Source organism: Microcoleus sp. (assembly GCF_041354475.1).
Taxonomy (GTDB): Bacteria; Cyanobacteriota; Cyanobacteriia; order Cyanobacteriales; family Microcoleaceae; genus Microcoleus.
In genome coordinates this window covers 1-7,341 of record NZ_JBGJZU010000128.1, presented here as the reverse complement: position 1 = coordinate 7,341, position 7,341 = coordinate 1, and the positions used below count along the sequence as shown (strand labels likewise).

General features: G+C 46.4%; 8 protein-coding genes and 1 tRNA gene. 2 read left to right on the top strand and 7 right to left on the bottom strand.

What is annotated here, in order from left to right:
* Positions 1-166: 166 nt before the first annotated feature.
* The 7 genes from ACBR23_RS27680 to nadA all read right to left on the bottom strand — a co-directional run bounded on the left by ACBR23_RS27680 (position 167) and on the right by nadA (position 5,823).
* Positions 167-1,054 carry a hypothetical protein gene (locus ACBR23_RS27680; protein WP_371120825.1) on the bottom strand — a complete coding sequence of 296 codons (888 nt, stop codon included), beginning with the start codon at positions 1,052-1,054 and terminating at the stop codon, positions 167-169.
* Between the two features lie 138 nt (positions 1,055-1,192).
* Positions 1,193-1,750, bottom strand: coding sequence for a hypothetical protein (locus ACBR23_RS27675; RefSeq protein ID WP_340550171.1), 558 nt, complete (start codon positions 1,748-1,750; stop codon positions 1,193-1,195).
* Between the two features lie 407 nt (positions 1,751-2,157).
* On the bottom strand, positions 2,158-2,274 hold the full coding sequence (locus tag ACBR23_RS27670; RefSeq protein ID WP_340522449.1) for a photosystem I reaction center subunit VIII: 117 nt from the start codon (positions 2,272-2,274) through the stop codon (positions 2,158-2,160).
* Between the two features lie 62 nt (positions 2,275-2,336).
* On the bottom strand, positions 2,337-2,840 hold the full coding sequence (locus ACBR23_RS27665) for a photosystem I reaction center protein subunit XI (protein ID WP_341740122.1): 504 nt from the start codon (positions 2,838-2,840) through the stop codon (positions 2,337-2,339).
* Positions 2,841-2,954: 114 nt separating this feature from the next.
* Positions 2,955-3,674, bottom strand: coding sequence for a TIGR04283 family arsenosugar biosynthesis glycosyltransferase (locus ACBR23_RS27660; RefSeq protein WP_371118133.1), 720 nt, complete (start codon positions 3,672-3,674; stop codon positions 2,955-2,957).
* A gap of 460 nt (positions 3,675-4,134) precedes the next feature.
* Positions 4,135-4,752, bottom strand: coding sequence for a TIGR04282 family arsenosugar biosynthesis glycosyltransferase (locus ACBR23_RS27655; RefSeq protein ID WP_371118134.1), 618 nt, complete (start codon positions 4,750-4,752; stop codon positions 4,135-4,137).
* A gap of 102 nt (positions 4,753-4,854) precedes the next feature.
* Positions 4,855-5,823 (bottom strand): quinolinate synthase NadA, encoded by a 969-nt coding sequence (gene nadA, locus ACBR23_RS27650; RefSeq protein ID WP_371120824.1) that lies wholly within the window; start codon positions 5,821-5,823, stop codon positions 4,855-4,857.
* Between the two features lie 192 nt (positions 5,824-6,015).
* Here nadA and ACBR23_RS27645 point away from each other — a divergent pair, with 192 nt between their 5' ends.
* Both ACBR23_RS27645 and ACBR23_RS27640 read left to right on the top strand, forming a co-directional pair.
* On the top strand, positions 6,016-6,930 hold the full coding sequence (locus ACBR23_RS27645) for a TIGR04168 family protein (RefSeq protein ID WP_341740118.1): 915 nt from the start codon (positions 6,016-6,018) through the stop codon (positions 6,928-6,930).
* A gap of 34 nt (positions 6,931-6,964) precedes the next feature.
* Positions 6,965-7,049: transfer RNA gene (locus ACBR23_RS27640), tRNA-Ser, on the top strand.
* Positions 7,050-7,341: the final 292 nt, after the last annotated feature.

Here is a 7,341-nt window from a genome sequence, read left to right as displayed (position 1 = left end):
GTTTTTTGTTAGTATTATTTTACCAGGATTTGTTGGTCTCGTCATCCATCCGCCCACTCCTCAAAGCTATGCTTTGAGATTGTGAACAGATGGAATCCTCACCTCACACGCCTTTCATCCCACACTATACCGCCTCGGTATAGTGTGGGGATTCCCGTCTGTCTAGCTAAATCTCAGCGACAGCCCGTTCAATCAAACGGCGGGCCAAAGTTTGAACGCCTGTGTGTTCGTAGTAGTTGGTAGTCATGTCGAGGAATGCCCCCACATAGTCCACCTTATCAGCAGAAATTTCCACAAAGTTTTGCAAGTGGCCCATCACGTTTTGGGGAGTCAAACCGCGATCGCTCACAAAAGAGCTCATCCAGCCAGAAACCGAGCCAAAGCTTTCCCCAATAAAGCCTAACTGGCCTGCTGGGCTGCCACCAGGAATCATACTGCCGATCGACTTGAAGGCCTGATTATCTTGCAAATCGCTAGGAGAAAGCCTATTTATCCAAGACTGAGTTGCCATGATAAAGTCTGGGCCCAGAGGAATCAAACCATCAAAACAAACCAAAGCAGCCATCCGCATCAGGGATTCGCCGCCATAGTCGCCCAAAGCGCCAGCAAAATCGCCGATGCTGTCGCCGGGAAGGCCGTTAATTTGGCAAAAAGCGAGTAACTCAACGACTAACTTCAAAGAAAGGTCGATCGTCTGAGCTTTTTCGGGCTTGGGGGTGAGATTGCCAAGCATGGACAAAAACGGTACATTTTGGGCAACTTTGTTAGCGAGGGCTGCTGCACCGAGGGCGCTGGAGGCACTGTCGATCGTTTGGTAGAGCCAGAGAGCGCGCTGGTAGCCTTCAGATTTATCGTTGTAGAGGGTGATAGCGCGATCGCCAATTTGCTGGATCAGTTCTTCATCTGTTTCGCCTGTTACCGTGCGAATGGTATTTTCAAAACCAATTAAATTGTTCCACTCACCGGGTACAACAAAGTCAAGGGCTCTGAGAGCTTTGACAGTCATGTTGTCTTTAGGAAGTTGATCCACTAATTCAAAGATGGATTTGCTCACAAAAAACTCCTTCTAGTTGATTAACAGGACTCAAAAGTATTTCTTTTGGCAGATTGCACCAGTCTTAAAGTTCTGGTAATGATTGGATGCCAATAGAGTCAGACTCAAGTTAAAGCTGGACGATGACCATAGGTATGGTTATTTGACGTTAGCAAGGCCACTAAGGTTAAATTTTGTCAACCAATCTTCGCGATCGCTAGCAGTAAAAGAAGGATCGCGGGATTGAACTTTCACCTGGTAGCGATTTGCCACGAGGACCGCAGTGATATTAGCACCTTGGGCAACAGCGGGATAGCCGCCAATTTGCTGGGTACTGCTTTGGAATTTAGAGCCAGCCGAGGGGTTGCCGGCGATGTCGTTGATGGACAACATCGCGACATTTTTACCACCTTTGTTGAGCTTAGCTTCGGCAAAACCTGATTTTTCTTGAGCGAAGACGCGATCGAATCCGCCACCCGACGAGGGGAAATATTTATTTAATTTGCCACCTGCTACTGCCTTGTTGGGCAGGTTTTGATTGTCAGCAGTGGATTTATCAGCAGTTGTCTGCTTAGCTTTAGCGGAAGGTTTTTGGGTACTTTCCTGCTGAGCTTTGTCCCAGCGGGAGGGTTCCGGGGCTTTACCGCAGGAGGTGACGAGCAACAGTACCGATATCAGAAATGGAGCTAAGATTCGGCGTGCGGAGGATAATTTCATCGCTGTCTCCTGTAAGAGAGTTTCCACTGACAATTGTGACTCAAAATTCACCAATCTGTCTTCCTCCAGGGGAGGATTTTTAGCTTGAACAAAAAAACCTCCGCTTGCGGGCGCAGGTTTTTTTGCAATTACCAGTTCAGAAGGCAAAAAACAGCAAGATTGCTTGCCTAATAAATTCTGAGCATTCTCGTAAATAAGCCCAGTATTTTGGCTGTCAGCAACATCAAAACAGTTTTTTCTGATGCTCTCTGAAATCCTAGGGCTGGTAAATTTTAGATTTGAGATAATGGCATGGGATTTGAGATTTGAAAATTGCCCATGATGCCCACAGATTAATCCGGGGGCTGGTTCTTGTTTTTATCCCCAATCCCAAATCCCAAATTTCAATGTGGCAGGATCAGTAGGATTTAGGCGTCACTTTCAATGTGAATAAACAACAAACCCATGACCACAACTGGCATCAGCCAGGTAACGAGCGGAATCAAGATCCAAGGCAAAAAAGAAGCGGCGTATGAACCTGTCATATCAAATTCTCCCAGCTAAAGTTATTGTGTTCCAACAGAGGTATTTCCGAGTAGGGTCTAATTTAATTGACCAAACCGCGGAACATGGCATCGACGCCCTTAAAGTTTTCGAGTAAGAAATAGGCAGCAAAGACACCGCTCATGCCACCAACAAAGAAACCAGCGGTAAGTTGGCTCCAGCCTTCGCCGGTTTTGAGGGCTTCGGGAGTCATGGGATTGGCGCTAGGGTAGGTAGTATTTTCTTTGAAAGATACCAAACCGTAGGCAGACATACCTGCTGTGCCCAGTAGAACTAAGGCGAGGGCTGTAATTAGTCCACCAAGATTAGCTGCTTCTGGATAGTCCCGCAGTGGCCCGAAGACGATTTCTGGGCCGACGAGGAAATAACCGTGGGCCAAGCCGATTTCTAGACCTCGAACTAGGGGGGAGAGTCCTTTACGGTAGGCTGGCAAATTGCCAATGAATGCTTTGGTGAAATCCGAAGCACTAATGGGAGTTGCTAGATGACCCGTGAAGGGGTCGCCGTTAAAGGGTTGAATCATTTCTGCATTTCTGGGGTCGGCCATATTTAGTTTCTCCTCGGTGTGAAAGAAAGTTGAGGCGTTCAAGTCATATTTTACGCAGGGACGTGTAGCCTATTTGCAAAATTGGCTTCGAGCTTTAGAAAAGTTCACCATTCTTTAGTTTTGAGAAGAATTTTTCTTTTGTCCTCTATACCAGAAAGCGAGTCGATCGGGCGATAATCCCAGAAAATAACCAATAATTACTATTTGATTGATGGCGGTGGTTTTGATTACCCCAAGCTGCTGCCAGCGGCGGGCACAGGTGAGTACGGCTAGGGGTACTATTTTGATGCGGCCTTGTTTTTTCAATCGGCGCACAAATTCAAAGTCTTCCATCACTGGCAAGTTAGGAAAGCCACCGATGTGGTTAAAGGTATCTGTTTTGAGGAAAATGGCTTGATCCCCGTAGGGCATTTGTAGCCAGTGCGATCGGCACTTTACCCCTGTTTCTACTAGCCGCAGGCTGAGCAAAGGCGCATCAATCTTGAGTTCAAAGGCTCCCGCCACTATGGAGGGATTCGTGAGTGCTTGACGGACGCTAGCATCATAGCCCTGGGGTAAATGAGTGTCTCCATGGAGGAACAAGAGGATGTCTCCTGTGGAGGCGGCAGCACCTGCATTCATTTGGGTAGCGCGGCCTGGGCTGGTGAAGATCGTTCGATCGGCTTCATATTTGGCTATTTCAGCAGTGCCATCCTGACTGCCGCCGTCAGCGACTATTATTTCGACATTTTCGGCATTGCGGGCGGTGGAGATGACTTTGGCGATCGTCGGAGCTTCGTTTAAGACGGGAATGATAATAGAAATTTTGAGATTTGCAGTTTCAGTTTCAGGCATACAAAATAAATAAGGGTGCATCTCAATGAGTGCAAATATATTCGTAGGGGCTTCTCGCATGACCGCTGTAAATCTCTGGTTATCCCTAATAAATTGTCTCCGGTCATGCTTCGCCTATGCAAAATCGGGATGCTCCCATAAATAACGCCGTTAGAGTGGGGGTTTTTTACAAAGCTTAAGGTATCATTTGCCAATTTATGCCACTCCTGCAATTACCTATTACCTATCCTGCCCTTACCGATGACCTCACCTAAATGAGAAAGAATATATCTGCTATTACTTACTTTTTCTCGCGCCTGAGAGAATTCTCTCAAGCGCTGTCTAACCACTACTGAGAGTCAGTATTTGGATAGACAAATACAATTACTATATTATGACTTTGTGGTTTCATAAACAAGTAATTAATTGTAATTATTGATGATAATTACTAATGAATTAGGCTGATTTAGCCTGGTTTTAATTATCGCAAAATATTGATATCTAAACCGATAAGATCCTCTGGTCGATCGATATCTATTAAAGTAGGGAGAACACCAATATTTAGACCGAGATTTTGGGCGATCGCCAGCGTGTCAGCAAAGACTTCACTGCTTCCCCAGTGAATCCCGTCGAACAATTCAGGTATCAGGAAACGCAGCCCGATTAGATAATAACCTCCATCTTTTGCAGGGCCCAAAACTAAATCTTTGTCACTGAGAGCGTCAAAAGCTTTGGCCAGAATCTGTTCTTTTAATTTGGGGCAATCAGTGCCGATAATTGCTACTTTTTCAATACCCCAATTAAAAGATTTTTGAAAGGCTGCGAGCATTCTTGCGCCCAAATCTCCGTCCGACTGTTGATGATAAACAATCTCAGTTCCCAACCAGTCTTCCATGAGTTGCTGGCTGCTGCCTGTGTAGTGAATTTCTACGGATAATTGGCGGGAGTTTTGAAGAGAGAGGGCGCGGGCGATCGTCCGTTGAGTCATCAGGCGGTGAAGGTTGGCTGCTCCTTCTTTTCCCAGTACGGGAATTAATCGAGTTTTGGCTTTTCCTGGTGCTGGATAGCGAGTGAAAATAATTAGTTGTTCTGAAATCATTTATCGTCCCTGATGTTTAAAGGAATGACTTAATTGCATCGCTGCGCCCAACCCACCCTAGAAGAGATTGATTATTAACCGTGAAGGGTCAACAGTGAACCGTCAACTCATTTCTAGCATTCGCTGAATCGGTTTTAAAGCTGCTAGTTGCAGTTCTTGAGGCATGGTAATTTCTGGGGTTTTATTTTTCATCGTTAGATACAATTTTTCCAAGGTATTCAATCTCATATGTGGACATTCATTGCAAGCACAAGTATTGTTGTTGGGAGGCGCGGGAATAAAGTGTTTGTGAGGTGTTTGCTTTTGCATTTGGTGAATGATTCCCGGCTCAGTCGCTACAATGAAAGCACTGCTGGAACTAGCTTGAGAATATTTGAGTAAAGCTGTGGTGGAGCCGATATAGTTGGCATGGCGGAGTACGGGAGGTTCGCATTCCGGGTGGGCAATGATTTCGGCTTCGGGATTTTCGATTTTTAGTTGAACTATCTTTTTTTCTGAGAAGTTTTCATGGACGATGCAAGCTCCTTGCCACAGTTCCATTTTTCTACCGCTTTCTTCCATGACGTAACGACCGAGATTGCGATCGGGCCCAAAAATTATCGGCTGGTTTTCGGGGATTTGGTTGACAATTTTTACGGCGTTGGAACTGGTGCAAATAATATCGCTCATTGCCTTAATTTCGGCCGTACAATTAATGTAGGAAATTACCAAATGTCCTGGTTGATCGGCTTTGAAAGCTGCAAAGGCTTCGGGAGGACAACTATCGGCGAGGGAACACCCAGCATTCAAGTCGGGCAACAAGACTAATTTGTCGGGATTGAGGATTTTGGCGGTTTCTGCCATAAAATGGACACCGGCAAACACGATGACGTCGGCATTGGTGTTGGCTGCTTTCCGGGCTAGTTCCAGGGAATCACCAATGAAATCGGCGATGTCTTGAATGTCTGAGTCTTGGTAATAATGGGCGAGAATGACGGCGTTCAACTCTTGTTTGAGGGCTTTAATGGCTGCAAACAAGTCATCGGGCAGTCTGCTTTCGGTCAGGTTGGGAGAACGTGCGGTGGTAAACACAGTTAAAATATTCCGCGAAAGGTGGTGAAGAAAGCTAAAGTGTACTTTGAATTATAGTTGAATTCACCAAAAAAGACTGGTAGTTCCGTTGAACCCATCTAAAATATAAAATTGGCTGGGGGGATGTGTAAAAATTGGTCGCTGTTTCCTATGCTGATAAGAGGGGGGAAGCGATCGCAAAGGGCAAATCAAATGAATCAGACTAAATCTATCAAAATTGCAGTGGTGGGGGATGTTCACGATCAGTGGGAAGCCGAAGACGGCGAGGCCCTAAAGCATCTGGGTGTTGATTTGGTGCTGTTTGTGGGGGATTTTGGGAATGAGTCGGTGGATGTGGTGCGGGCGATTGCCCAATTGGATATTCCGAAAGCTGCTGTGTTTGGGAATCACGATGCTTGGTACACGGCGACGGATTGGGGGCGCAGTAAGTGTCCCTACGATCGCCAACAAGAAAATCGCGTCAAACAGCAAATAGACTTAATGGGAGAAGCTCACGTCGGTTACGGGAAACGAGATTTTCCCGAATTGGGCGTAACAGTCGTAGGAAGTCGCCCGTTTACGTGGGGCGGATCGGATTGGAAGTACGGGGATTTTTACTCGGAGTGGTTTGGGGTAGAGAGTTTTGAGGAGTCGGCGCAACGCATTGCACTGGCGGCTGCGGACGCGGATTGCGAAAATGTGATTTTTTTGGGTCATACAGGCCCGATTGGCCTAGGAGAGGCTCCTGAAGACCTCTGCGGGCGAGATTGGAAGCCACTGGGAGGGGATTGGGGCGATCCGGATTTTGCAGTGGCGATCGAGAAAACTCGTAATTCTGGGAAGCCGATACCTCTGGTAACTTTTGGGCATATGCACCATCAACTCCGCCACATCAAACACGAGTTTCGGAAGTCGGTGGTGAGTGCCAAGGGTACGGTGTATGTGAATGCAGCTAGGGTACCGCGCATTGTGGACAGAGATTGCTCGAAACTACGAAATTTCTCGATCGTGGAACTGGATACGGGAGTAGTGTCGGAAGTATCTTTAGTGTGGGTGGGTAAAGATTTCTCTGTGGAAACAGAACAAATTCTTTATCGGCGGACTGAATCTGCAACTACTTGTGGTTAGCGACAACTACTGGTATGATGGAGTTTATCCACCTGGAGAGGTGGCAGAGTGGTCGAATGCGCCTGACTTGAAATCAGGTGAACTGAAAGGTTCCGTGGGTTCAAATCCCACCCTCTCCGTCGCTTTTTTTTTGTTTACTGCCCAGGGTTTTGATTTCATTGCAAAGTCTTTTGGATTCTCCATTTCAAAATGACAACGGTCAAATTGACGGCTTAGCCTTTCAATGTTCCTTATGCTCGACTAATTGAGTTGTGGGAATATATCCAGACTAACAATGGCATACAAACAACAAAGCCCCTTTCTAGAAGAGAGAAAGAGGCATTATGTGTGGTAAATAAATCCCAGGCATCGAGCTATTTTCTCAGGCAGTGACCCGCCAAATATCTTCGCCACCGCAGCGTTTAACAACCG

Coding starts and splice junctions, on each gene's coding strand:
- ACBR23_RS27660 (WP_371118133.1), bottom strand. CDS start 3,674: ATGCCTGAAACTGAAACTGCAAATCTCAAAATTTCTATTATCATTCCC.
- ACBR23_RS27665 (WP_341740122.1), bottom strand. CDS start 2,840: ATGGCCGACCCCAGAAATGCAGAAATGATTCAACCCTTTAACGGCGAC.
- ACBR23_RS27645 (WP_341740118.1), top strand. CDS start 6,016: ATGAATCAGACTAAATCTATCAAAATTGCAGTGGTGGGGGATGTTCAC.
- ACBR23_RS27675 (WP_340550171.1), bottom strand. CDS start 1,750: ATGAAATTATCCTCCGCACGCCGAATCTTAGCTCCATTTCTGATATCG.
- ACBR23_RS27670 (WP_340522449.1), bottom strand. CDS start 2,274: ATGACAGGTTCATACGCCGCTTCTTTTTTGCCTTGGATCTTGATTCCG.
- ACBR23_RS27655 (WP_371118134.1), bottom strand. CDS start 4,752: ATGATTTCAGAACAACTAATTATTTTCACTCGCTATCCAGCACCAGGA.